General features: G+C 66.3%; 22 protein-coding genes. 18 read left to right on the forward strand and 4 right to left on the reverse strand.

Annotated elements, in window-relative coordinates; translation table 11 throughout:
- Window positions 1-46 precede the first annotated feature (46 nt).
- The gene (locus AUL30_RS13890; protein ID WP_062228482.1) at window positions 47-1,030 is read left to right on the forward strand and encodes a tripartite tricarboxylate transporter substrate-binding protein; all 984 of its coding nucleotides are present in this window, start codon (window positions 47-49) and stop codon (window positions 1,028-1,030) included.
- Window positions 1,031-1,099: 69 nt separating this feature from the next.
- Here AUL30_RS13890 and AUL30_RS13895 read toward each other — a convergent pair whose 3' ends face one another.
- Complete coding sequence (locus tag AUL30_RS13895) at window positions 1,100-1,795, reverse strand: cysteine hydrolase family protein (protein ID WP_062228483.1); 696 nt, start codon at window positions 1,793-1,795, stop codon at window positions 1,100-1,102.
- 109 nt (window positions 1,796-1,904) lie between these two features.
- Here AUL30_RS13895 and AUL30_RS13900 point away from each other — a divergent pair, with 109 nt between their 5' ends.
- The 8 genes from AUL30_RS13900 to AUL30_RS13935 all read left to right on the forward strand — a co-directional run bounded on the left by AUL30_RS13900 (window position 1,905) and on the right by AUL30_RS13935 (window position 9,302).
- A complete protein-coding gene (locus tag AUL30_RS13900; RefSeq protein WP_062228484.1) occupies window positions 1,905-2,690 on the forward strand; it encodes an ABC transporter ATP-binding protein in 786 nt (261 codons plus the stop codon).
- Window positions 2,683-3,402, forward strand: a complete 720-nt coding sequence (locus AUL30_RS13905) for an ABC transporter ATP-binding protein (RefSeq protein ID WP_062228485.1) — start codon at window positions 2,683-2,685, stop codon at window positions 3,400-3,402. Before AUL30_RS13900 ends, AUL30_RS13905 begins: the two co-directional genes overlap by 8 nt.
- Entirely contained in the window at window positions 3,399-4,292 is an 894-nt protein-coding gene (locus tag AUL30_RS13910) for a branched-chain amino acid ABC transporter permease (protein ID WP_062228486.1), read from the forward strand. The genes AUL30_RS13905 and AUL30_RS13910 overlap by 4 nt, the downstream gene beginning before the upstream one ends.
- A complete protein-coding gene (locus tag AUL30_RS13915) occupies window positions 4,289-5,296 on the forward strand; it encodes a branched-chain amino acid ABC transporter permease (RefSeq protein ID WP_062228487.1) in 1,008 nt (335 codons plus the stop codon). The genes AUL30_RS13910 and AUL30_RS13915 overlap by 4 nt, the downstream gene beginning before the upstream one ends.
- Window positions 5,293-6,468: an ABC transporter substrate-binding protein gene (locus AUL30_RS13920; protein WP_062228488.1), complete on the forward strand. Its 1,176-nt coding sequence runs from the start codon at window positions 5,293-5,295 to the stop codon at window positions 6,466-6,468. Before AUL30_RS13915 ends, AUL30_RS13920 begins: the two co-directional genes overlap by 4 nt.
- A gap of 63 nt (window positions 6,469-6,531) precedes the next feature.
- A complete protein-coding gene (locus AUL30_RS13925) occupies window positions 6,532-7,848 on the forward strand; it encodes a type I glutamate--ammonia ligase (RefSeq protein WP_062228489.1) in 1,317 nt (438 codons plus the stop codon).
- Window positions 7,849-8,652, forward strand: a complete 804-nt coding sequence (locus AUL30_RS13930; RefSeq protein WP_062228490.1) for an N-formylglutamate amidohydrolase — start codon at window positions 7,849-7,851, stop codon at window positions 8,650-8,652. It begins immediately after the preceding gene.
- Window positions 8,649-9,302, forward strand: coding sequence for an isochorismatase family cysteine hydrolase (locus AUL30_RS13935; protein ID WP_062228491.1), 654 nt, complete (start codon window positions 8,649-8,651; stop codon window positions 9,300-9,302). Before AUL30_RS13930 ends, AUL30_RS13935 begins: the two co-directional genes overlap by 4 nt.
- On the opposite strand, the gene AUL30_RS13940 is transcribed toward AUL30_RS13935, so the two are convergent.
- Window positions 9,215-10,072: a MurR/RpiR family transcriptional regulator gene (locus AUL30_RS13940; RefSeq protein ID WP_062228492.1), complete on the reverse strand. Its 858-nt coding sequence runs from the start codon at window positions 10,070-10,072 to the stop codon at window positions 9,215-9,217. The two genes, AUL30_RS13935 and AUL30_RS13940, sit on opposite strands and share 88 nt — an antisense overlap.
- A gap of 325 nt (window positions 10,073-10,397) precedes the next feature.
- Window positions 10,398-11,585 (reverse strand): diaminopropionate ammonia-lyase, encoded by a 1,188-nt coding sequence (locus tag AUL30_RS13945; protein ID WP_062228493.1) that lies wholly within the window; start codon window positions 11,583-11,585, stop codon window positions 10,398-10,400.
- A gap of 106 nt (window positions 11,586-11,691) precedes the next feature.
- Here AUL30_RS13945 and AUL30_RS13950 point away from each other — a divergent pair, with 106 nt between their 5' ends.
- Complete coding sequence (locus AUL30_RS13950; protein ID WP_062228494.1) at window positions 11,692-12,168, forward strand: Lrp/AsnC family transcriptional regulator; 477 nt, start codon at window positions 11,692-11,694, stop codon at window positions 12,166-12,168.
- Here the strand turns inward: AUL30_RS13950 and AUL30_RS13955 are convergent.
- Window positions 12,165-13,343, reverse strand: coding sequence for an alpha-hydroxy acid oxidase (locus tag AUL30_RS13955; RefSeq protein ID WP_244490833.1), 1,179 nt, complete (start codon window positions 13,341-13,343; stop codon window positions 12,165-12,167). The two genes, AUL30_RS13950 and AUL30_RS13955, sit on opposite strands and share 4 nt — an antisense overlap.
- 200 nt (window positions 13,344-13,543) lie before the next feature.
- Here AUL30_RS13955 and AUL30_RS13960 point away from each other — a divergent pair, with 200 nt between their 5' ends.
- The 8 genes from AUL30_RS13960 (at window position 13,544) to AUL30_RS13995 (ending at window position 21,122) form a co-directional block, all read left to right on the forward strand.
- A complete protein-coding gene (locus AUL30_RS13960; RefSeq protein WP_062228495.1) occupies window positions 13,544-14,458 on the forward strand; it encodes a LysR family transcriptional regulator in 915 nt (304 codons plus the stop codon).
- A gap of 226 nt (window positions 14,459-14,684) precedes the next feature.
- Window positions 14,685-15,665: a TRAP transporter substrate-binding protein gene (locus AUL30_RS13965; protein WP_062228496.1), complete on the forward strand. Its 981-nt coding sequence runs from the start codon at window positions 14,685-14,687 to the stop codon at window positions 15,663-15,665.
- Complete coding sequence (locus AUL30_RS13970) at window positions 15,662-16,438, forward strand: maleate cis-trans isomerase family protein (protein ID WP_244490834.1); 777 nt, start codon at window positions 15,662-15,664, stop codon at window positions 16,436-16,438. The genes AUL30_RS13965 and AUL30_RS13970 overlap by 4 nt, the downstream gene beginning before the upstream one ends.
- The gene (locus AUL30_RS13975; protein WP_062228497.1) at window positions 16,431-16,925 is read left to right on the forward strand and encodes a TRAP transporter small permease; all 495 of its coding nucleotides are present in this window, start codon (window positions 16,431-16,433) and stop codon (window positions 16,923-16,925) included. Before AUL30_RS13970 ends, AUL30_RS13975 begins: the two co-directional genes overlap by 8 nt.
- Window positions 16,926-18,206 carry a TRAP transporter large permease gene (locus AUL30_RS13980; protein WP_062228498.1) on the forward strand — a complete coding sequence of 427 codons (1,281 nt, stop codon included), beginning with the start codon at window positions 16,926-16,928 and terminating at the stop codon, window positions 18,204-18,206.
- Window positions 18,207-18,445: 239 nt separating this feature from the next.
- Window positions 18,446-19,696, forward strand: a complete 1,251-nt coding sequence (locus AUL30_RS13985) for a flavin-containing monooxygenase (RefSeq protein WP_062228499.1) — start codon at window positions 18,446-18,448, stop codon at window positions 19,694-19,696.
- Window positions 19,697-19,743: 47 nt separating this feature from the next.
- Window positions 19,744-20,190 (forward strand): type II 3-dehydroquinate dehydratase, encoded by a 447-nt coding sequence (locus AUL30_RS13990; RefSeq protein WP_244490835.1) that lies wholly within the window; start codon window positions 19,744-19,746, stop codon window positions 20,188-20,190.
- The gene (locus AUL30_RS13995) at window positions 20,187-21,122 is read left to right on the forward strand and encodes a 2-hydroxyacid dehydrogenase (protein WP_062228501.1); all 936 of its coding nucleotides are present in this window, start codon (window positions 20,187-20,189) and stop codon (window positions 21,120-21,122) included. The genes AUL30_RS13990 and AUL30_RS13995 overlap by 4 nt, the downstream gene beginning before the upstream one ends.
- Window positions 21,123-21,262: the final 140 nt, after the last annotated feature.

Below are 21,262 nucleotides of genomic sequence, written 5' to 3' on the forward strand. Positions count from 1 at the left end.
GCGGTTGCGGATGCCAGCCTGTGTAAGAAGCAAAAGGGAGGAAACCATGCTTCTGAAAACTGCTCGATGCATCGCCTCGCTCGTCGCCGTCGGTGCCATGGCCACAGGCGCCCTGGCGCAATCGGCCTATCCCGATAAGCCCATCACCCTTGTGGTTCCCTACTCCGCCGGCGGCCCCACCGACACGGTTGCCCGCGTTGTCGGGCAGGCCATGAGCGATGAGCTCGGGCAACAGATCCTGGTCCAGAACGTGGGCGGCGCCGGCGGGACGCTCGGCTCCGGCCAGGTCGCGGCAGCCGCTCCGGATGGCTATACGCTGCTCATCCACCATATCGGCCTGGCATCGGCGCCGACCATGTATCCCAAGCTGAACTTCGACCCGATCGCCGACTTCGCGCCGATCGGCCTCGTCACGGATGCACCGATGGCTGTCATCGCTCGCAAGAACCTTGCGGCGAACACGATGGGCGAGCTCATCGCGGCCATCAAGGCGGATGGAGAAACCATGACGCTGGCCCACGGGGGCAATGGCGGCGCGGCCCATCTGTGCGGCATGCTCCTGCAGGAGGCGACCGGGGTGCAGATGGTGACCGTTCCCTACCAGGGCACGGCACCGGCCATGACGGATATCCTCGGCGGCCAGGTCGACCTGATGTGCGACCAGACCACCAATACGGTGTCGCAGATCCGCAATGGCGATGTGAAGGCCTATGCCGTGACCTCCGCGACGCGGGTCGCATCCCTGCCCGACGTGCCGACGACCGCCGAGGCCGGCCTGCCCGAGCTGACGGTCGGCGTCTGGCATGGACTTTACGGGCCGGCCGGCATGGACCCGCAGATCGTTCAGACACTGGATGCGGCGCTCAAGAAGGCGCTCGCCAATGAAACGGTGATCCAGCGCCTGGCCGATATCGGCACGACACCCGCCGCGCAGGAGGAGGCGACCCCCGATGCGTTGAAGGAAAAGCTGGCCTCGCAGATCGATCTCTGGCGCCCGCTCATCCAGAAGGCAGGCGTCTACGCTCAGTAACCGCCGACACGCGGCATGCGTGTGGACTGCCGGACGATCCCTTCGACCGGCGGTTCCACGCGTGCCCCGTTACTTCTGAGCTGATGCCTGCAGTTCGCGTACGAATGCGTCGGCCGTGCGCACGCGGGCATAATGCCCGTCCATCGCTTCGACGCTCTGCCTGTGGTTGTCGTCCCCGTAGGCGGCGCAGCCATCCTCGATCATCGTGACGAGGAACCCGCGGTCGGCAGCGTCGCGGATCGCCGATTCCACGCATTGATCCGTGACGACGCCCATGATGACGAGGTAATCCACGCCGAGATTGCGCAGCACATATTCGATGTTGGTCGCGTTGAAGATGCCGGAGGCCGTCTTGGGGATGATGATCTCGTCACCCTGCGGCCCGACCTCGGGTATGACCCTGGCTTCGAAAGAGCCCTTGGCGGCGTGCAAGCGCGAGATCTTGTGGTCGAGGCTGCGGTCCCGGCCATCGGCCGTCAGGCTTTCGATGACGGTGAAGATGACCTCGACCCCGGCCGCACGGGCTGCCGCCAGGATCTTGCGCTGTGCGGGAATGACGACATCGGCGACCCGCTCGTAGAAGGCGGCATGCGCATTCTGCTTCGTCCCCGGCTGCCGGGCCAGTTCACGCTCGCGCAGGCCGACTTCCATCTCCTGCATGTCGACAGACAGGATCGCGGTGCGGGCCGGATCGACAGGGCGCTCCCTGTAGGATGCGCCCTCGCTCTCGACCGCTTCGCGCACGATCCGCGGATGCCGGCTCATACCCACCCCCTTTGAAAAATCATCTGATACAGAATTGCACGTTTCAGATATTTCTGTAAGCATTGTTCCAGACACGGTTCAACCCTACGAAAACACGACGCGCGGGCGAATGGACGCACCCTTGCTGGAAGCCGATGGACTGGCCCGACGCTTCGGAGGGGTCGTGGCGTTGGATGGCTATGGCATCAGGCTGCGGCCGCGTGAGCTCGTCGGCCTGATCGGGCCGAACGGCGCGGGGAAGACGACGGCGTTCAATCTTCTGACCGGCGTCCTTGCGCCGACATCCGGCGCGATCTCCTGCGCGGGCACGCAATTGACCGGCAAGGGGCCGGAATCCTTCGCGCAGGCGGGCATTGCCCGCACCTTCCAGAACATTCGCCTGTTTCCGCAATTGTCGGTTCTTCAGAATGCCGCATCCGGCTGCACCATGCGCCGCGGCCCCGGTTGGCTGGCCACCGTGATGGGCGTGCCGGCCGCCCGGAACGCCGAGCGCGATATTGACGCATTCGCGCACCTGCAGCTCGAACGGGTGGGGCTTGCCGATCTGGCCGATCGCAAGGCCGGCTCCCTGCCCTATGGGCATCAACGCAAGCTGGAGATTGCGCGCGCCCTGGCTACGGAGCCGAAAGTGCTGCTCCTCGACGAGCCGGCCGCCGGCATGAACCCGAGCGAAACGGCCGGATTGGTGGCCATGCTGCGGGAGCTGCATGCCACACTCGACATCGGCATCGTCCTGGTCGAGCACGACATGAAGCTCGTCATGGGCCTGTGCCAACGCATCCAGGTGCTCGACCGGGGCAAGCTGATCGCGGAGGGCAGCCCTGAGGAGATCCGGTCGAATGCCGATGTGGTGACGGCCTATCTGGGCAGGCGAAGGAGCCGGGCGCATGCTTGATCTTCGCGACCTCGACGTGTGGCGCGGCCCCTCCCATGTCCTGCGGAACCTGTCCCTGACCGTCGCGCAGGGCGAGATCGTGGCCCTGATCGGCGGCAATGGCGCCGGCAAGACATCGACCCTGATGACCATCAGCGGCCTGTTGCGTCCGCGGGCCGGCACGGTGACCTTCGACGGCAAGCCCATTCACCGCATGCCGCCCGAGCGGATCGTTTCCATGGGGCTGGCGCAATGTCCGGAAGGCCGGCAGGTCTTTTCCAGCCTGACCATTGCCGAAAACCTCGCCATGGGCGCCTTTCTGCGGCGCGACGATCGTGTCGCCCAGGATCTCGAACGCGTTCATACGCTGTTCCCCATCCTGCGCGAGCGCGCCGCCATGCGGGCCGGCAATCTGTCCGGCGGCGAGCAGATGATGCTGGCGATCGGGCGTGCGCTGATGGCCAATCCCCGCCTTCTCCTGCTCGACGAACCCTCGCTGGGCCTTGCGCCCCAGATGATCGACCGGATCTTCGACGTGGTCGAGGCCATTGCCCGGGACGGCGTGACGGTGCTCCTGGTCGAGCAGAACGCCATGATGGCGCTCGAGATCGCCGACAGGGCCTATGTCATCGAAAACGGCTCCATCGTCCTGTCCGGCACGGGAGCGGAGCTGATCGAGGATCCCAAGGTACACGAGGCCTATCTCGGCTTCGAGACGGAGCCGTCGGCATGAGCGCCTATCTCATCCAGCAGATCGTCAACGGGCTGGTCCTCGGCTCCATGTATGCGCTGGTCGCCGTCGGCTTTTCGATGATCTACTCGATCGTGCGGCTGATCAATTTCGCGCAGGGCGACATCGTGATGATCGGCGCCCTCACCGCCGTCTTCTGCCTGATGGCGCTTGGCCTGCCCCTGTGGGTGACGGTCCTCGCCACGCTGGCGGCAGGTGCGGCCCTGGCCGCCCTGATCGAAGTGCTCGTCTTCCGTCCGCAGCGTGGCGCTCCGCAGGTGAACGGCTTCATCACCTCGCTTGCCGTGTCCATCCTGATCCAGAACCTGGGCGTCATGCTCCTGTCGGCGCAGCCGCGCCCGCTGCGCCTTCCGTCCGAATGGCGCGGGGGCATCGACATGTTCGGCGCGCGTCTGTCCATGCTGGATATTGGCATCTTCGTCTCGACGGCGGTCAGCCTTGCCGGGCTGGTCTACTTCGTCCGCTTCACGCGGATGGGCATTGCCATGCGCGCCACGTCGGAAAACCTGACGGCGGCGCGGTTGATGGGCATTCCCGTCAACCGCGTGGTGATGACCGCCTTTGCCGTCGGCGGCGCGCTGGCCGGGCTGGCCGGCCTTCTCTGGGGCGGGCGCTATGGCCAGGTCGACCCGCTAATGGGCTTCGTTCCGGGCCTGAAGGCCTTCGTGGCCGCCGTGATCGGTGGCGTCGGAAGCCTGACCGGGGCGGTCCTGGGCGGTTTTCTGCTCGGCCTTGCCGAGGTGCTGCTGGTGGGCCTTCTCCCGCAGGAATTCGGCGCCTACCGCGATGCCTTCGTCTTCGCCCTGCTCATCGTGGTGCTCCTGGTTCTTCCCTCCGGCCTGATGGGCCATTCGACGGAGGAGCGGGCATGAGGCGGGTTCCTGCGGCGCGGCTGGCGTTCCTCGTCACCGGCATCCTGGTCATGGCCGGCGCCTTCCTGGCCGGTCATGTGCTGACGCCCTTCCAGCAGACCATGGTCGGCTTTGCCGGCATCAACATCATCCTGGCCGTCAGCCTGAGCTTCTCCAACGGGCTGACGGGCCTGTTCTCGCTCGGGCATCCGGCCTTCATGATGGTCGGTGGCTATACGGCTGCGATCCTGACCTTTCCGGCCGCCCGCAAGGCGATGATGATGCCGGCCCTGCCGGACGCCGTCGCCGGGATCGAGGCCCCGTTCATCGTGGCGACGCTGGCCGGCGGCATGCTCGCCGCGCTGGTGGCGCTCATCTCCGGCTTCCCCGTGCTGCGCCTGAAAGGTCATTACCTTGCCGTCGCCACGATCGGGCTGATCGTCATCCTGCGGGTCGTCGTCAACAATGCCGATGGCGTCACGCGCGGCGCCATCGGCATTTCCGGCATACCACGCCTGTCCACCCTGCCCTGGATCTTCGGTTGGGCGCTCCTGACGCTCTTCGTCCTGTGGCGCCTCAAGCACGGGGCGCCCGGACGCGCCCTGATGGCGATCCGCGAAAACGAGCTTGCCGCCGCCGCCATCGGCGTCGACCGCGCGGCCGGCCGGATGAAGGCTTTCGTGCTCGGTGCGTTCTTCGCAGGTGTCGGCGGCGCGCTCTGGGCGCATCTCGTCACCAACCTGACGCCCGCCTCCTTCGGCATACCCTTGGCCTTCATGCTGGTGGCGATGGTCGTCATCGGCGGCAGCGGCAGCCTGATCGGCGCTGCCGTGGCGGCCATCGCCCTCAGCATCGTCGGCGAGGTGATGCGCCCGATCGAGCGCGATCTCGGCGCCTATGGCCTGATGCAGATCACCATCGCGCTCACCCTGATCGCGGTCATGCTGCTGCGCCCGAGCGGGCTGTTCGGCGGCGGCGAGCCGATATCCGATACATTCCCCCCGAAACGAAGGAGCATGCAATGAAGCGCAGACATTTCCTCGCCGGCGCCGGCCTGTTGACCCTGGCGGCCACCTTCACTGTCTCGGCGCCCTCCATCGTGCTGGCGCAGGATGGGCCGATTCGCATTGCCGCGCTCTACAACCTGACCGGTGGCATGTCGTCCATCGACGCGCCGGCGCTGAACGGCGCGCGCCTCAAAGCCAAGGAGATCAACGATGCGGGCGGCATCGACGGCCGCCAGGTCGAGATCGTCGCCTACGATACGCGGACGGACCAGGGGGCCACGGCGACAGCGGCGCAGGAGGCCGTCTCGGCCGATGTCGTGGCCGGTATCGGCTATGGCGACACGACCTTCGTCATGGCTGCGGCGCCCACCTTCCAGAGCGCCGGCATCCCCTTCGTCACCTCCGGCGCGACGCACCCCAAGCTGCCCGAATGGGTGGGCGACCATATGTTCATGACGGCCTTCGGCGATGACGACCAGTCCTTCGCCATTGCCGACTATGCGATCGACGAGCTCAAGCTCGACAACGTCATGGTGTGGACCGACAATTCCATGGACTTCACCAAGGCGCTGTCGACCTTCTTCAAGGAGCGTTACGCGGAGCGCGGCAAAACCATCTTGGAGGATGTGTCCTTCATGATGGGCGATACGGACTTTTCGGGGCAGATCGCCCGATTGAAGGCGCTCGACCCGCAGCCCGACGCGGTCTTCATCTCGGCCATCCCGAGCGAGGCCGGCGTGACCGTGCGCCAGATCCGCGAAGCGGGCCTCGACCTGCCGATCCTGTCGGGCGACGGCTTCGATACGCCGCTCGTGGCAGAGGTGCCAGGGCCGGACCTTGCCAACAAGGTCTATTTCTCCACCCACACCTATCTTGCCGACGACCGGCCGGAGGTCGCGGCCTTCATCGCGGCCTACGAGAAGGAGTTCGGCACACCGCCGGAGAATGCCTTCGCGCCACTCGGCTACGACGCCGTCGGCCTTATCGCCAATGCCATCGAAACGGCGGGCAGCGCGGAGCCTTCCGCCATCCGCGACGCGCTCGCCAAGACCGAAGGCTTCAAGGCGGTCACCGGCGAGATCAGCTATTCACGCGCGACGATGGTGCCGCCCAAGCCGATCTCGATCGTCGGCGTCGATGGCGGGACATATTCGGTGCTGTCCATCTGGCGTCCGGAAAGCGCGCAGTAAGGCATTTCAGACCCGGGAGGCGGCTCTGGCCGCCTCCCCCGACCCGTCATCAAAAGGTGCCCCATGCCGCTCCCACGCGAGCCGTTCATCACAATCGCCTATGCGGATATCGCCAACCAGCTTCGCGGCAAGGGCTTTCCCGCCGCCGACCTCGAAAAGCGGCGGGCGCATGGCGTCGGCTGGACGCCGACCAACATCATGATCAACTGTTTCGGACGCATTCCGGCAACGCCATGGGGTGCGATCGGCGATCTGGAGCTGGTGCCTGCCGAAGGCGGCGACGTCATCATCGACCATGGTGACGGAACGCGGGAGCATTTCATTCTAGGCGACGTGCGCACCCTGGATGGACAGCCCTGGTCATGCTGCCCGCGCAGCTTCCTGCGCTCGGCGCTCGGAACGCTGGAGGCAGAGACAGGCCTCTCGCTCATCGCCGCCTTCGAACACGAGTTCCATTACACCGGCGCCCGGGAGCGGCAGGCCGATGCCTATGCCATCGGCTCCTACCGGGGTGCGGAAGCATATTTCGAGATGCTGCTCGCGACCCTGCGCGCCAATGGGCTGGAGCCGGATACGATCCTTCCCGAATACGGACCGCGCCAGTTCGAGATCACCGTCGATCCCGCGCCGGGGCTCGAGGCGGCGGACCGCGCCGTCAAGCTGAAGGAGATCGCCCGCGCCCTGGCAGAGCGGTTCGGCGCGCGCGCCAGCTTTTCGCCTGTCGTCACGCCCGGCATCGTCGGCAATGGCGTCCATATCCATTTCTCGTTCCGGGACCGCCATGGCAGGCCCGCCACATACGATGCCGATGGCCCGCATGGCATGGCGCCGGCCATGGCGTCCTTTGCCGCCGGCATCCTGAAATATGCGCCCGACTACGTGGCCGTGACGGCGCCCAGCGTCATCTCCTACGAGCGGCTGAAGCCGAACAGCTGGTCCGCCTTCTGGACGAATCTCGGCGTTATGGACCGCGAGGCGAGTTTGCGCATCTGCCCGGTGCCCGAACATGGCGATGTCGACGTGGCATCCCGCTTCAATCTGGAATTTCGCGCCGCCGATGCCGCCGGCAACCCCTATTTGCAACTCGGCATGCTGGTCCATGCGGGTCTGGCCGGCATCCGGGAAAAGCTGGCGGCGCCCAATGTGGCGCAGGGCAGCCCTGCCGCGCTGAGCGATGCGGAGCGCGAAGCGCTCGGGTTTCAGGAACTTCCGCGCACGCTCGTCGCCGCGCTCGACAGGATGGAGTCCAGCGCGGCGGTCGCAGGCTGGATGCACCCCGACCTTCTGAAAGCCTATGTCATGCACAAGCGCGGCGAAGCATCCATGGTGGAAGGGCTCGACCTCGCCACGCAGTGCAGCCGCTACGCGGAGGTCTACTGAATGTCGAACGCCCAGATGGCTGTGCAAAGACTGCTCGGCCCCCGCGATCCATTTCCGTACGGCACCGTCAATCTCGACGTGGCGTCCCCCTTTCTCCTGATCTGCGATCATGCAGGCAACGCCGTTCCGCAAGCGCTCGGCAGCCTGGGGCTGCCGCGCGAAGAGCTCGACCGGCATATCGGGATCGACATCGGCGCCCTCCCCGTGGCCCTGTCGCTGGCGGCGCGGCTGGAGGCCCCGCTCCTGTACCAGCGCTACTCGCGCCTGGTCATCGACACCAACCGCCAGGCCCATGCAGCGGATTCGATTCCGGCGGTCTCCGACGGAACGGTGGTTCCTGCAAATGCCAGCTTGAGCGAGGCCGACAGGGCACTGCGCCGGTCTGAGATCCACGAGCCCTATCATGCGGCGATCGAGGAGAGCATCCTTACCGCAAAGGCGGCCGGGCGGCCGCCGATCATCGTCTCGATCCACAGCTACACGCCGGAACTGCGGTCCCGCCAGGAGGACCGGCCATGGCCCGTCGCCCTGATGTTTGCCGATGACGGCCGCTTCGGCCTGCGCGTCAAGGCCGCATTGGAGGCGGCCGGGGAAGGCCCCGTCGGCATCAACGAACCCTATGCCGTCAATCTGGACAAGGATTACTCCATCCCCGTCCATGCGCATGGGCACGGCCTTCCCTATGTCGAGTTCGAGATCCGGCAGGATCTCATCGCAACGCCCGGCGCGGCGGAGGAATGGGCCTGCAAGCTGGCGCATTGCCTGGACGCGGCGCTGGCCGCCTATCGCGGGGACGCGGCATGAGCCGTCCGTTTCAACCGCGCCGCAACGCCCCGCTCGACGCGTCGCGCTGCGCCATCCTGATCATCGATGTGCAGGACGGGATCTTCAACGCGGCCGCCGAGACCGAGCGCCCCTATTTCCACCGAACGGCGCGCGACACGGTCATACCCAACATCGCCCGGCTCATTCGCGCCGGGCGCGCGGCAGAGGCCGAGATCGTCTACACCGTGATCGAGAGCCTGACGGCGGACGGGCGCGACCGCAGCATCGACTACAAGGAAACCGGCTTCCACGTCCCGCGCGGGAGCGCGCAGGCGAAGGTCGTCGCGGCGCTCGCCCCGGCTGACGACGATATCGTCCTTCCGAAGACCTCATCCAGCCTCTTCAACTCGACGGTGTTCGAGTATGCGATGCGCAACATGGGCGTGGATACGATCGTCGTGACCGGCTTCCTGACCGACCAGTGCGTCGATCATACGATCCGCGACGGGGCGGATCGCGGCTTTGCCATGGTCTGTCCGCAGGATGCCTGCACCACCGATACGCAGGGCCGTCACGACGCGGCGATCTTTGCATTCAAGGGCTATTGCCGCCTGACGACGACGCAGGATCTGGTGGCCGAGTTGGGCGGGTCGTCACCCCTCGGCTCGGCATCGAGTGACGCATCATAATCGTCCCGGGCCTGTTCGATGGCCGCAATGCGCGTTGCGGCCCTCGGGCCCAGCGTCTCTGCCACCCGTGCGACCAGCGCCTCCATCTGCACCAGGCTACCGATCGTTGAATCGAAAAGGGACGGCACCGCGACGGGCGTGGTGAACACGTAGCGGGCGCTCATGGCGATGGGGGATTGCCATTCGTCCGTGACCGCGACGATGCTGGCCCCGCGCCGGCGCGCCGCCGCGACGAAGGCGACCACATCGTCCTGGTATCGTCGGTAATCGAAGGCGATGACCACGGCCGTGCGGCCCATATCGACCAGATGTTCGGCGTAGTTGGCCGGCGCTTCGTCGACCAGCCGGATATTGCCGCGCAGCTCGCGCAGCAGCTGGTAGGTCCAGAGCGCATTGGCCTTCGAGAAGCGCCCGCCGATCAGGAACAGCCTGCGCTTTTCGTCGGACACGAGCTCCGCCACGGCGGTGAGATCGACCGCGCCCAGCATGTCGACGGATCGGGCGATATTGTTGCGCATGACGGTGCCGAAATCCCCATCCGAACCGCCCGCGCCGGCCAAGGGGAGGCTCGACGCCCGTGTCAGCGGGGATTGCAGCACCTCGGCGACCTCGGCCCGAAGGCGTGACTGGAACTCCGCATAGGAGCGGAAGCCGATCTTGGCGATGAAACGCAGGACGGACGGGCTGCTGGTGCCGGCGCGGCGTGCGAACTCGGCCACGGTCTCCAGCCCCGCCGATGGATAGGAGCGCGTGAGCTCCAGGGCGATCATCCGTTCGACCCGCGTCAGGCTTGGCGTTTGTCGGCGAACGAGATCCAGGATGGGAAGGGTTTGAGAGGTCACATGCGCTCGACGGCGGGCAGCCGCGCCTTCGTCTGGATCGGTCCGTGGCCGCCAGCCGGAAGATAAGCTTCGGCGGCGCCTCGATGGGACGCCATTTAAGCCGAGCGGCGCCGACGTATCAATCTGCTTGCGTCGTGCCTTCGAAGTCAGGGCGGCGCCGAGCCGGACACAGGCGGTTTAGGATCCACGCATCGGACCCCAGCGCCCGAGGCGCGGGCTTTCTCGACGTGGCGATAGGCACAGCGCCTTGTTTTCAGAAGATGAGGAAACTGTCCGCCGGAGCGCCGACGATGGCTTCGAAGGAGGCGGGATCGCTCGCTCCTTCCGTGTTGATCAGAAGGACACGGGCCGTTTCATCCAGTCCGAGGGCGCGGCGCGCCCCGGTGTCGGCGGCCAGGGCCAGGAGCCCCGCGAGCCCGGCTGCGCCGCTTTCGCCCGCGACGATGGGCATAGGCACGCGGCGCGCCAGCCGGCGCATCGCCTGTCGCGCATCCTCGTCGGAGACGGTCATGAAGGCGTCGGCGGTCTTTTCCAGGACCCGCCAGCCGATCACGGAGGGCGTGTAGCATTCGAGCATGGCCATGATGGTCGGCCGGGCGGGGGTGAAGGAGCGCAGGGCCCCGGCACGCGCCGTCTCCAGGAGACAGGCTGCCCGGTCCGGTTCGACGACGATGGTGCGCAAAGCATGGCGACCAAGCCGCTCGCTCAGATGCGCCGAGACGCTGGCGGCGAAGCCGCCGACCCCGGCCTGCAGAAAGACGTGGGTGGGCGATGGCAGGCCCTGCTCTTGAATCTGCCGGAGCGCTTCGTCCGCCAGGATCGTATAGCCCTGCCCGACCAGGGCGGGTATGCGTTCGTAGCCCGGCCACGACGTATCGGACACGAGGCTCCATCCCTCTTCGCGGCTGACCCTTTCCGCCTCCTCCACCGAGCGGTCGTAGTTTCCCGGAACGCGGACCACCTCATCGGCGCCGATCGCCGCGGCCCGCGCCGGCGTGACCCCCTCGTGGACGAAGATGACCGAACGGCAGCCCAGGATGCGCGCCCCGGCCGCGACGGACTTGCCATGATTGCCGTCGGTCGCGCAGCAGAAGGTGATATCCCGTGCAAATTCGCGCGCCGTCGGGGTGATCAGCTGGGCGACCGTCACCGCGCCGCCGAGCTCGCGCTCCAGCATCTCCTTGAAGATCACCATCACGGCGTAGGCCCCGCCGAGGGCCTTGAAGCTTCCCATGCCGAGCCGCTTCGACTCGTCCTTCAGATAGACATGGCCGAGCTTCGCTTCGGCCGCGATCTCCGCAAGCTCGACGAGAGGTGTGGCGCCGGGGCGGCGCCACAGGGTCAGGAAAGGCTGGACGGCTGCCGGAGCATCGGCGCCGAAGAGCCGGCGGTCTTCTTCAGCCAATTCCCTGCCGGTACCATCCTGCAATTGCACGAACATCTCGCATCCCCATTTGATGACGAGAAAATAGGCAATTTGCGGCTGTCTTTGCGCTCGTTTTTGCCCTAGCTTTTGCAACAAACGTGCGTGACGGGGTCCGCAACGAATGAAGAAACCACAAACCGTTGCCCTCGACGCCCTGGATCTGAAGATCCTGCGCGCCGTTCAGGAGGACAATCTGGCTCCTCAACGGGTCATCGGCGAATCGATCGGCCTGTCGCCGCCCGCCGTCGCGCGGCGTTTGCAGAACCTGCGCGAAAGTGGCGTGATCCGGAAGGATGTCTCCGTGGTGGACGGCCACGCCGTGGGCCGCCCCCTGACCATCATTGCCCATGTCACGACGGAGAACGAGCGGCTCGAACTGCTCGACGCCATGAAGGAGCGGTTCCTGCGCTGCCCGCAGATCCAGCAATGCTACTACGTGACGGGAGACATGGATTTCATCCTGATCTTCAACGTCCGGGATATGGCCGAATATACCGAACTGACCCGCGCACTCTTCTTCGAAGGGGGCAACGTCAAAAGCTTCCGGACCTGCGTGTCGATGCAGAACATCAAGACGGACGGACCGGTCCCGCTCTAGGCTTCGGGCAGTGTCCATGCGCCCGCCGCCAGGGGCTCTCTGTTCAGGCCCGTCCGCCTGATATCCGCGACCGACCGGTATCCCGTCATGGCCATGGCGGCTTCCAGTTCGGCTGCGAGCATGTCGAAGACGATGCCCGGCCCTGCCGGACCATAGGCCGCGACGCCATAGAGGAACGGGCGGCCGATGAAGACGAAGTCCGCGCCGGCGTGAAGCGCCTTCAGAACGTCTTCGCCGGAACGCACGCCGCCATCGAGCGCGATGGGAAAATCCGGCGGCAGGGCGGCGCGGATGGACGGCAGGACGTCCAGCGGCGCCGGAGCGGCATCGAACTGGCGGCCGCCGTGGTTGGAGATCTGGATTGCATCCACGCCGGCCTCGACTGCGCGGATGGCGTCCCGCGGATCGAGCACGCCCTTCAGGACGAGTCTGCCGCCCCAGCGGCGGCGTATCCCTGCCAGAACGGCCCAATCGAGCCGGCCGGAGCTTTGCGCGGCCATCACCTCAGCCAGCGTTCGCGCACCGGCGCCCGCCTTGGCATAGGGCGCCAGATTGGCGAGGCGCGGCGCGCCGGCGCGCGCGGTGGCAAGGGACCAGCGCGGGCGGCGCACCAGATCGGCCAGGGTTGCCGCCGTCGGCTTGAGCGGCAGGCCGAACCCGTTGCGCAGATCGCGCAGGCGCTTGCCCGGGCGCGGCACGTCGGCCGTGACGACGAGCGTGTCGTAGCCTGCCCGCTCGGCGCGGGCGATGAGATCCTGCGTGATGTCCGGCGACGCGCCGACATAGAGCTGGAACAGCGATCGCGTGGGCGCGGCCAGGCGCAGTTCCTCCAGCGTCTCGGTCGCCGGCGTCGGGCAGACATAGGCCGCGCCACGCGCTTCCGCCGCCTTTGCGAGGGCTCGGTCCGCCCCCGGCCAGGCAAGGCCGGGCAGCCCCAGCGGGGTGATGCCGAAGGGCAGCGACCAGTCACGGCCGAGGAAGCGATGCGACAGATCGGCCGGCTCTGCGGAATTGACGAGGATGCGGGGGGTGAGAGAGGTCCGGCGAAACGCCTGGCGGCTGCGCAAGAGCGCATCCTCCGCACCCGCCCCACCGTCCAGATAGTCGAAGGCAAAGCGCGGAATGCGGCTGCGGGCGCGCAGGCGCAGATCATCTGCGCAGATGGGCGGCCTCACAATGAAGTCCGTGTCGTGCTGCGGGCGCGTCCCATCATGGCGAAGATTTATCCGTTCGGTCCTTAGGCTCATCCAAGCTTGCCCGCCCTCTCCCGCGAGCGAAATTCGGAAAATGCTTCGAAGCGCGAAGCATGGCCCGAAGCAGCCCCTCCCCCTTCGGCGCACTTGCGTCCGAAGCTTGCGCCTTCCAAGATTTGCGGATGGATCTCCAACTCTCCCTCAAGACGCTGCGCTACATCGTGGAAACGGCGGATTGCGGCAGCGTCACCGAGGCGGCGCGCCGCCTGCAGGTATCGCAGCCTTCGGTATCGGCCGCGCTGGCCCAGGCAGAACGCGACCTCGGCATCCAGATCTTCGTGCGGCACCATGCGCGTGGCATGACCCTGTCGGTCCCCGGGCGGCGCCTGGTCGAGGATGCGCGCCCGCTGCTGGCCCATGCCACCGACTTCGCCCGCACGGCGCGGGCGCTGGGCGATCCGCTCAGCGGCCAGATCGTCGTCGGCAGCTTCCCGACGCTCGCCATGCGGTACATGCCGCGCATTATCGGCAGCTTTGCCCGCGCCTTTCCCAATATCGGCGTCTGCCTGACGGAGGGCGCCCATCATGAAATCCTGTCCGCGCTCCTGGATGGCGGTATGGAAATCGCCCTCGGCTACGACTATGCGCTGCCGGCGGACATCCACGCCCATCGTCTCGCCACCCTGCCGCCCTGCGCACTGGTGACGCCGGACCATCCGCTGGCGCGGGAAAAGGCGGTCAGCCTGGCGGACCTGGCGGACGATCCCTTCATTCTCCTGGATCTGCCCCACTCCCGCGACTACTTCGCCGGGCTGTTTTCCGCCTGCGGCTTGCAACCCAACATTGCCTTCCGCAGCCCCTCGCCGGAGCTCGTGCGCGGCCTGGTCGGCAACGGGCTCGGCTTTTCGCTGACCAACGTCCTGCCGGCGGTCCCGATCGCCTATGACGGCAGCCCCATCGCCATCCTGCCGCTGGTCGACGCGCTGCCGCCCGCCCATGTCATGCTCCTGCATCTTGCAGGGGCCGAGATGCGCCCGGCCGTCAGGGCCTTCGCCCGCCATTTGCGGGCGAGCTTCCATGATGATGAACTGGCCTGATAAGCACCGGCCTATGCACTGCGCAGGCGCGACCGGTGTCAGATGCATAGTATTGTCTTATGCCGGAGATAGGCCTTCCATGTAACGGCGCGGTTTTAGTACCATGCTTAAATTATAGACCTTGCGCTTCCTTAGTCTGCTGAAATTTTGGACTGCCTTTCGATTGCTGGAAGGGCGCCGCGCAGTCGATCCTTTTGCGGGACAATTTCCGACGCGAGGGATCGAGATGCACAGACGCACGACGAAGATCATGGCCGCCATGGCCGCAAGCCTGATGATGGGCTCGGCTGCGATCGCGCAGACGCAGCTCCGGCTGGCCGTCGAAACGACCAGCGGCGACCCGACACACCTGATGCTGTCCACCTTCCGCGACACGCTCAAGGAGAGCGCCGGCGATGGGGTCACCTTCACCTTCAACGATGGCGGATCCCTGGGTGACGAGAACGCCTTGGCGGAGCTGATCCGCGCCGGCGCCGTGGACGTGATCCCGATGGGATCGGATGGCGTCGCGGCCCTCGACAAGCATTTCTCAATCTTCGACACGCCCTTCCTCTTCGCCAGCAAGGACGAGGCGCGCAGCGCGCTCGACGGCAAGTTCGGCGATGTCATGGCCGCCTCGCTGCGGGAATCGGCGAATCTGGAGGTCCTGGCCTTTGGCGAGCTCGGCGTCCGCGTCATCTCCAATTCCAAGCGCGAGATCATGACGCCGGCCGATCTGGCAGGCTTGAAACTGCGCACGCCGAGCAGCTCCACCCGCATGATGGCCTTCGAGACGCTGGGGGCCGTCCCGACCAACCTGCCGCTGGGCGAAGTCTATATGGGCCTGAAGCAGGGCGTGATCGACGGGCAGGAAAACCCGCTCTCGGTCATCAAGGAATTTTCGCTGCACGAGGCGCAGCCGCACATCGCGCTGACGAACCACATCTACACGCCCATCACGCTCGTCATGAACGGCACCACCTACGATTCCCTCAGCGACGAGATGAAGGCGCAGGTGAAGAGCGCGGCCGAGGCCGGCGTCGCCGCCACCCGCACCCTGTCGGACGACAGCGACAGCAAGCTGGTCGAGGAGTTCCGGGCAGCCGGCGTGACGGTGACCGAGCCCGACATTGCCAGCTTCCAGGCCGCGGCCGAGCCGGTGCGCGCGCGCATCACCGAAGTGGTGACGCCGGAATTCATGGATGAAGTCGAGGTTCTGCTTCCGTGAACGCCGTGACCAGGACCTACCCGACCTTCATGCCCGATGGTTCCGGAACGCTGGCGCGGATCGGGCTCATCTACATCGCCTCGTCCGTGGTGATGGAAGAGGAGATCGCGGCCATGTCCGCGCCCGGCGTGTCGACCCACACCGCGCGCATCCGCCTGCCCAAGGTCACCGTCGAGGGGATCGAGGAGATGATGGCCGCGCCGGAGCTGGAAACGGCGGCGCGCCATGCAGCAGCGCCGCCGGTCGGCATCGTCTGCTTCGGCGGCACCAGCGCCTCGTTCCTGCACGGCACCGCCTACGACCGGGCTCTGACCCGCAAGATCGAGGGTTGGGTGCCGGGCCCCCTCGTGACCACCGCCTCGACGGCGACGCTCGCCGCCTTGCGCAAGGTCGGCGCCGGCAAGGTCGCGCTGGCGACACCCTATGTGTCGGCCATCCACGAGCGGGCGGTGCGCTTCCTGTCCGAGAACGGCCATGAGGTGGTGGCGAGCGCGCATCTGGACATCACCGACGATCATGCGCTCGCCGACGTGTCGATCGAGGAGGTCTACGATCATGTCCTCTCCGTCGATCACCCGGACGCGACAGCGATCTTCGTCTCCTGCACCAATTTCCGCACCGTCGGCGCCATCGCGGCGCTGGAGGAGCGGCTCGGCAAGCCGGTCATCTCGGCAATCCAGGCATCCTTCTGGCACTGCCTCCACCTGTTGAACGTGCGGGGCGCGCGGCCCGGCTATGGCAGCCTCTTTCAGGGGCTCGAAGCCGATGTCTGAGACCGTCGTCACCCTGGTGCAACCCCGTAACGCCCTGCGGCGGCGGGCGCTCGCCGTGGTCGAGGCGGCGGCGATCATCCTGTTGATCGCGCTCGTCGTGCTCGTCCTGTGCAATTCGATCGGACGCTATCTCTTTTCGCGTCCGCTCCCCTGGAGCGAAGAGGTCGTGCGCTCACTCCTGATGTGGCTCGGCGGCCTCGGCATCACCGTGGCCGCGCTGCGCAACGGGCTGATCAGCTGCGCCATCTGGACCTCGCGGCTCGGCGCGGTTGCGCAGAAGCGCCTGCGGGTGGCCCAGAACCTCTTCGGCATCGCGACCATGGCCGCGCTCGGCTATTTCGCCTGGCAGTATCTCGGCATTTTCGGCGCCGATCGCTCGCCGCTGCTCGGCATTCCCAAAGCGGTGCCGATCAGCGGCATCATCGGCTGCGCGCTGGGCATGTCCTTTGCCTTCGTCATCGACCTCATCGCCCCGGAGGATCTGTAGATGCTCGCACTGGCTGCCGTCACGCTCGGCGTTCTGTGTATCCTGGTGCTGCTCGGGCTCCCGGTGGTGATCTCGCTCGTCGCCTCGGTCCTGATGTTCCTGGCCTTTTCCGGCGGCTGGGCGCTGGCCCTGCCGCAACAGGTCCTGGCAGGCGTGGGTGATTATCTCCTGATCACCCTGCCGCTCTTCATCCTGGCCGGCGGCATCATGAACGCCACCGGAATCGCCGACAAGCTGTTCGATTTCGGCGCCGCGCTGGTCGGTTGGATGCGCGGGGGCCTCGCCCATGTGGACGTGGCCGCCAGCGTCATGTTCGGTGGGATGATCGGAACCTCGGTCGCCGATCTGGCCGGGACGGGCTCGGTCACCATCCCCAAGCTGAAAGCGCATGGCTATCCCGGCCCCTTCGCGGCGGCGGTCACGGCGACATCCTCCGGCATCGGCGTCCTCATTCCGCCCAGCTCGCCCATGATCCTCTATTCGGTGGTGACCGGCACCTCGCTCGGGGCCCTGTTCCTGGCCGGTGTCGTGCCCGGGCTGCTTCTGGCCGGCGTTCTGATGGTCACCATCTCGATCCTGGCGCGCAGAAACGGCTGGCAGCCGATGAACTCCTTCGAATGGACGCGCGTCATGCGCACGGGCGTCCATGCCATCCTGCCGCTCGGCATGCCGGCCATGATCCTCGGCGGCCTCGTCTTCGGCATCTTCACCGCAACGGAAGCGGGTGCCTTCGCCGTCGCCTATGCCCTGGCGCTGGCGGGCCTCGTCTACCGGACCCTGACCCTGCCCAAGCTGCGGCAGGCGCTGGTCGATTCGGTCATCCTGACCGGCGAGGTCCTGATGGTCGTCGGCTTTTCCACCGCGCTCGGCTGGGCCCTGTCGCAGAGCGGCGTGCCCTCGGCCTTGGCCGCGTCCATCGATACGCTCTTTCCGTTCGAGAGCGTGACCATGCGCATCTTCGCGCTCCTGCTCCTGGCGCTCATCGCCGGAATGGTGCTCGATCCGCTGATCCCCATGATCATGCCGGTCCTCCTGCCGTCGCTCCTGGTGATGGACGTGGACCTCGTCCATTTCGGCGTGCTGATGGTCATGACCGTGGTGATCGGCCAGGTGACCCCGCCCGTCGCCATCGCGCTCCTGGTCGCGGCCAAGATCGGCAAGGAGGATGTCTGGGAGGTGACGCGCGCCAACGTGCCCTTCCTCTATGCGCTCTTTGCCGCACTGATCATCCTGACCCTGTTCCCGGCCCTGTCCACCACGCTGCCGGCACTGATGAACTAGCGACCGGCCAGCCATGGCGGACGCAAGCGCGACCGGCCCCGAAGGGCCGGCCGCACGAGCGTGCACGCCCCCATCGGCGGCCGGATCGGTTTTTCCTACCCTCTGGAATGAAACTTACTTCTTTCATCACGCCGGCTGCGCGCGCAGTTCTTGCAGCACGCAACGTGCTGCCGGTCGCAGACAGGTCAGACACGATGGAACGCGATTTGCCACGACAGTCCAACTCCCGGGAAGTGAACATGATGGTCGAGAAAACCGACACGCTGGTCGTCGGCGCGGGTCAATCCGGCATCGCCATGAGCGAGCATCTCACGCAGATGGGCGTGCCCCATCTGGTCCTCGAGCGCAAACGGGTTGCCGAGCGCTGGCGCTCGGAACGCTGGGACTCGCTCGTCGCCAACGGCCCTGCCTGGCACGACCGCTTTCCCGGCTTGGAATTCGACGATATCGCGCCCGACACCTTCCCGCCCAAGGAGCGCATGGCGCGCTACTTCGAAGACTATGCGAGCATGATCAAAGCGCCGATCCGCACCAATGTCGAGGTGCAGCACGTGCGGCGGCTCGACGGGCGCCAGGGCTTCCTCGCCACAACCTCGCAGGGCATGTTCGAGGCGCGGCGCATCGTGGTGGCGACCGGACCTTTCCAGGTCCCCTTCTTCCCCCCGATCGTGCCGGAGGACAGCGGCATCCAGCAGATCCACTCCTCCGCCTACAAGAACCCCGAGCAACTGGCGCAAGGGGCGGTGCTGGTGGTGGGCGGCGGTGCGTCCGGATCGCAGATCGCCGAGGAGCTGCACCGCGCCGGCCGCCATGTCTACCTGTCGATCGGTGAGCATTACCGCCCGCCCCGCTCCTATCGCGGCCGCGACTATGTCTGGTGGCTCGGAGTGCTCGGCAAGTGGGACGAGATCAAGATCAACGCCAAGAAGAAGCACGTTGCCTTCGCCGTCAGCGGCTATGACGGCGGCAAGACGATCGATTTTCGCCGGCTCGGCAATATGGGCATCACCGTGCTCGGGATGACCGAATCCTACGCGGACGGCGTGTTGACCATCGCCGACGATCTCGTGCGCAACCTTGGCGAAGGCGACCGCGCCTATCTGGATGTATTGGAAGAAGCCGACGCCTATGTGGCGCGCAACGGCATCGACCTGCCGCCCGAGCCCGATGCCTGGACGATTCAGCCGGACCCGGCCTGCGTGACCGATCCGATCCGGGCGCTCGATCTGAAGGCGGCCGGCATTACGACCATCGTCTGGGCGACGGGCTTCAAGTTCGATTTCAGCTGGCTTGAGGTGGATGCCTTCCATCCGGACGGAACGCCCTTCCACAAGCGCGGCATTTCGGCCGAGCAGGGCGTCTACTTCCTGGGCCTGCCGGAGCTGACCAACCGGGCCTCCTCCTTCATCTACGGCTGCTGGTACGATGCCAAATACATCGCCACGCATATCGGCGTTCAGCGCAATTACGACGCCTATCAGAGCGCCTGAGGCACCGCCGCCGCGCGAGCGCGTGCCGTGGATAAGGGAGAACGATCTTGAAGACCGTGATGTTTCTGAATGGTCCCAACGCCAATCTTTACGGGCTCGACCCGAAGGGAACCTACGGCACGGACAGTTTCCCGCAGATCGAGGCCGCCTGCATGGCGCGGGCGGCCGAGCTCGGCTTCAAGCTGCGGTTCCGGCAGTCCAACCATGAGGGTGTCCTGATCGACTGGATCCAGGATGCGCGCCGCGACTGCGACGGCATCCTGATCAACGCCGCGGGCCTGACCTATACGTCGATCGCCATCCTGGATGCGCTCCTGGCCTTCGACGGCCCGATCATCGAATGCCATATGAGCAATATCTGGAAGCGGGAGCCCTTCCGGCACCATTCCTTCATATCCAAGGCGGCGACGGGGGTCATCGCTGGGCTCGGCGTGCGAGGCTACCTGCTCGGCCTTGCGGCGATGAACGAGCTGATCGCCGGGGACGGCGCATGAGCGATACGCTCGTCTTCTACAGCGGGCCCGACCCGTTCGAAGCCTGGCGGGACGCGCTGGCGCCGCATCTGCCGGCAAGCACCCGCATCGAACAGGCCGACGCCGTGACCGATCCGCTCTCGGTCCGCTATGCGCTGGTCTGGATGCCACCCGAAGGCTTCTTCGAGCGCTTCCCCAATCTGAAGCTCGTCATCAACCTCGGCGCCGGGGTGGATCGCCTCGTCGCCCGCACGGACCTGCCGGACCTGCCCATCACCCGCCTGTCGGATCCGAACATGGGTCGTATGATGGCCGGCTTCGTCCTGTTCAGCGTCCTGCGCCATGCGCGCGACATACCCCATTTCGAAGCCGCGCAGGCGCGGCGGCAATGGAGCTACCGGCACCCCCGCGCCGCCGAGGAAACCACCGTCGCCGTGCTGGGCCTGGGCGAGCTCGGCGCCATGGCGGCCAGCGAAATCGCCCGCCAGGGCTTCGATACGCATGGATGGGCGACGCGCGAGCGCAGCCTGCCCGGGGTGAGCGTCCATTGCGGCGATGCCGCCCTGGCGCCGCTCGCAGCCAGGGCCGATATTGTCGTCTGCATGCTGCCGCTCACCCCGGCGACACGGCAGCGGCTGGACGCGGACTTCTTCGCGGCCATGAAGCCGGGAGCCGCCTTCATCAACGTCTCACGCGGGGAGGTGGTCGATCAGGACGCGCTCGTGCAATCGCTTCAGGCAGGCCATCTGTCCGGCGCCACGCTCGACGTCTTCGCCACCGAACCCCTGCCGCCGGACCATCCGCTCTGGAGCCTGCCCGGTGTGCTCATCACGCCGCATCTGGCCTCGGTCGCGCTGCCCAAAAGTGCCGCACCGCAAATTGCCGCCAACATCCGCGCGGTTCAGGACGGGCAGCCTCTGGCCAACGAAGTCTCGCGGTTGCGCGGTTACTAGGCACGATGCTGCCGGAGTGAACAGAATCGATCGGGCATCCAGACGTCCGATCCAAAAAATTGATATTTTGCAGCAGCTTAGAAAGGTCCACTGGGAAAATCTTCGCAGTGGATAGGTATTTCCAGCTAGGCTGTCGACAC

It is taken from the genome of Aureimonas frigidaquae (assembly GCF_001463905.1).
GTDB classification, from domain to species: domain Bacteria; phylum Pseudomonadota; class Alphaproteobacteria; order Rhizobiales; family Rhizobiaceae; genus Aureimonas; species Aureimonas frigidaquae.

Excerpts from the sequence above, each read along its gene's own strand:
- AUL30_RS13890 (WP_062228482.1), top strand. The coding sequence starts at position 47 with ATGCTTCTGAAAACTGCTCGATGCATCGCCTCGCTCGTCGCCGTCGGT.
- AUL30_RS13895 (WP_062228483.1), bottom strand. The coding sequence starts at position 1,795 with ATGAGCCGGCATCCGCGGATCGTGCGCGAAGCGGTCGAGAGCGAGGGC.
- AUL30_RS13900 (WP_062228484.1), top strand. The coding sequence starts at position 1,905 with ATGGACGCACCCTTGCTGGAAGCCGATGGACTGGCCCGACGCTTCGGA.
- AUL30_RS13905 (WP_062228485.1), top strand. The coding sequence starts at position 2,683 with ATGCTTGATCTTCGCGACCTCGACGTGTGGCGCGGCCCCTCCCATGTC.
- AUL30_RS13910 (WP_062228486.1), top strand. The coding sequence starts at position 3,399 with ATGAGCGCCTATCTCATCCAGCAGATCGTCAACGGGCTGGTCCTCGGC.
- AUL30_RS13915 (WP_062228487.1), top strand. The coding sequence starts at position 4,289 with ATGAGGCGGGTTCCTGCGGCGCGGCTGGCGTTCCTCGTCACCGGCATC.
- AUL30_RS13920 (WP_062228488.1), top strand. The coding sequence starts at position 5,293 with ATGAAGCGCAGACATTTCCTCGCCGGCGCCGGCCTGTTGACCCTGGCG.
- AUL30_RS13925 (WP_062228489.1), top strand. The coding sequence starts at position 6,532 with ATGCCGCTCCCACGCGAGCCGTTCATCACAATCGCCTATGCGGATATC.
- AUL30_RS13930 (WP_062228490.1), top strand. The coding sequence starts at position 7,849 with ATGTCGAACGCCCAGATGGCTGTGCAAAGACTGCTCGGCCCCCGCGAT.
- AUL30_RS13935 (WP_062228491.1), top strand. The coding sequence starts at position 8,649 with ATGAGCCGTCCGTTTCAACCGCGCCGCAACGCCCCGCTCGACGCGTCG.
- AUL30_RS13940 (WP_062228492.1), bottom strand. The coding sequence starts at position 10,072 with ATGATCGCCCTGGAGCTCACGCGCTCCTATCCATCGGCGGGGCTGGAG.
- AUL30_RS13945 (WP_062228493.1), bottom strand. The coding sequence starts at position 11,585 with ATGTTCGTGCAATTGCAGGATGGTACCGGCAGGGAATTGGCTGAAGAA.
- AUL30_RS13950 (WP_062228494.1), top strand. The coding sequence starts at position 11,692 with ATGAAGAAACCACAAACCGTTGCCCTCGACGCCCTGGATCTGAAGATC.
- AUL30_RS13960 (WP_062228495.1), top strand. The coding sequence starts at position 13,544 with ATGGATCTCCAACTCTCCCTCAAGACGCTGCGCTACATCGTGGAAACG.
- AUL30_RS13965 (WP_062228496.1), top strand. The coding sequence starts at position 14,685 with ATGCACAGACGCACGACGAAGATCATGGCCGCCATGGCCGCAAGCCTG.
- AUL30_RS13975 (WP_062228497.1), top strand. The coding sequence starts at position 16,431 with ATGTCTGAGACCGTCGTCACCCTGGTGCAACCCCGTAACGCCCTGCGG.
- AUL30_RS13980 (WP_062228498.1), top strand. The coding sequence starts at position 16,926 with ATGCTCGCACTGGCTGCCGTCACGCTCGGCGTTCTGTGTATCCTGGTG.
- AUL30_RS13985 (WP_062228499.1), top strand. The coding sequence starts at position 18,446 with ATGATGGTCGAGAAAACCGACACGCTGGTCGTCGGCGCGGGTCAATCC.
- AUL30_RS13995 (WP_062228501.1), top strand. The coding sequence starts at position 20,187 with ATGAGCGATACGCTCGTCTTCTACAGCGGGCCCGACCCGTTCGAAGCC.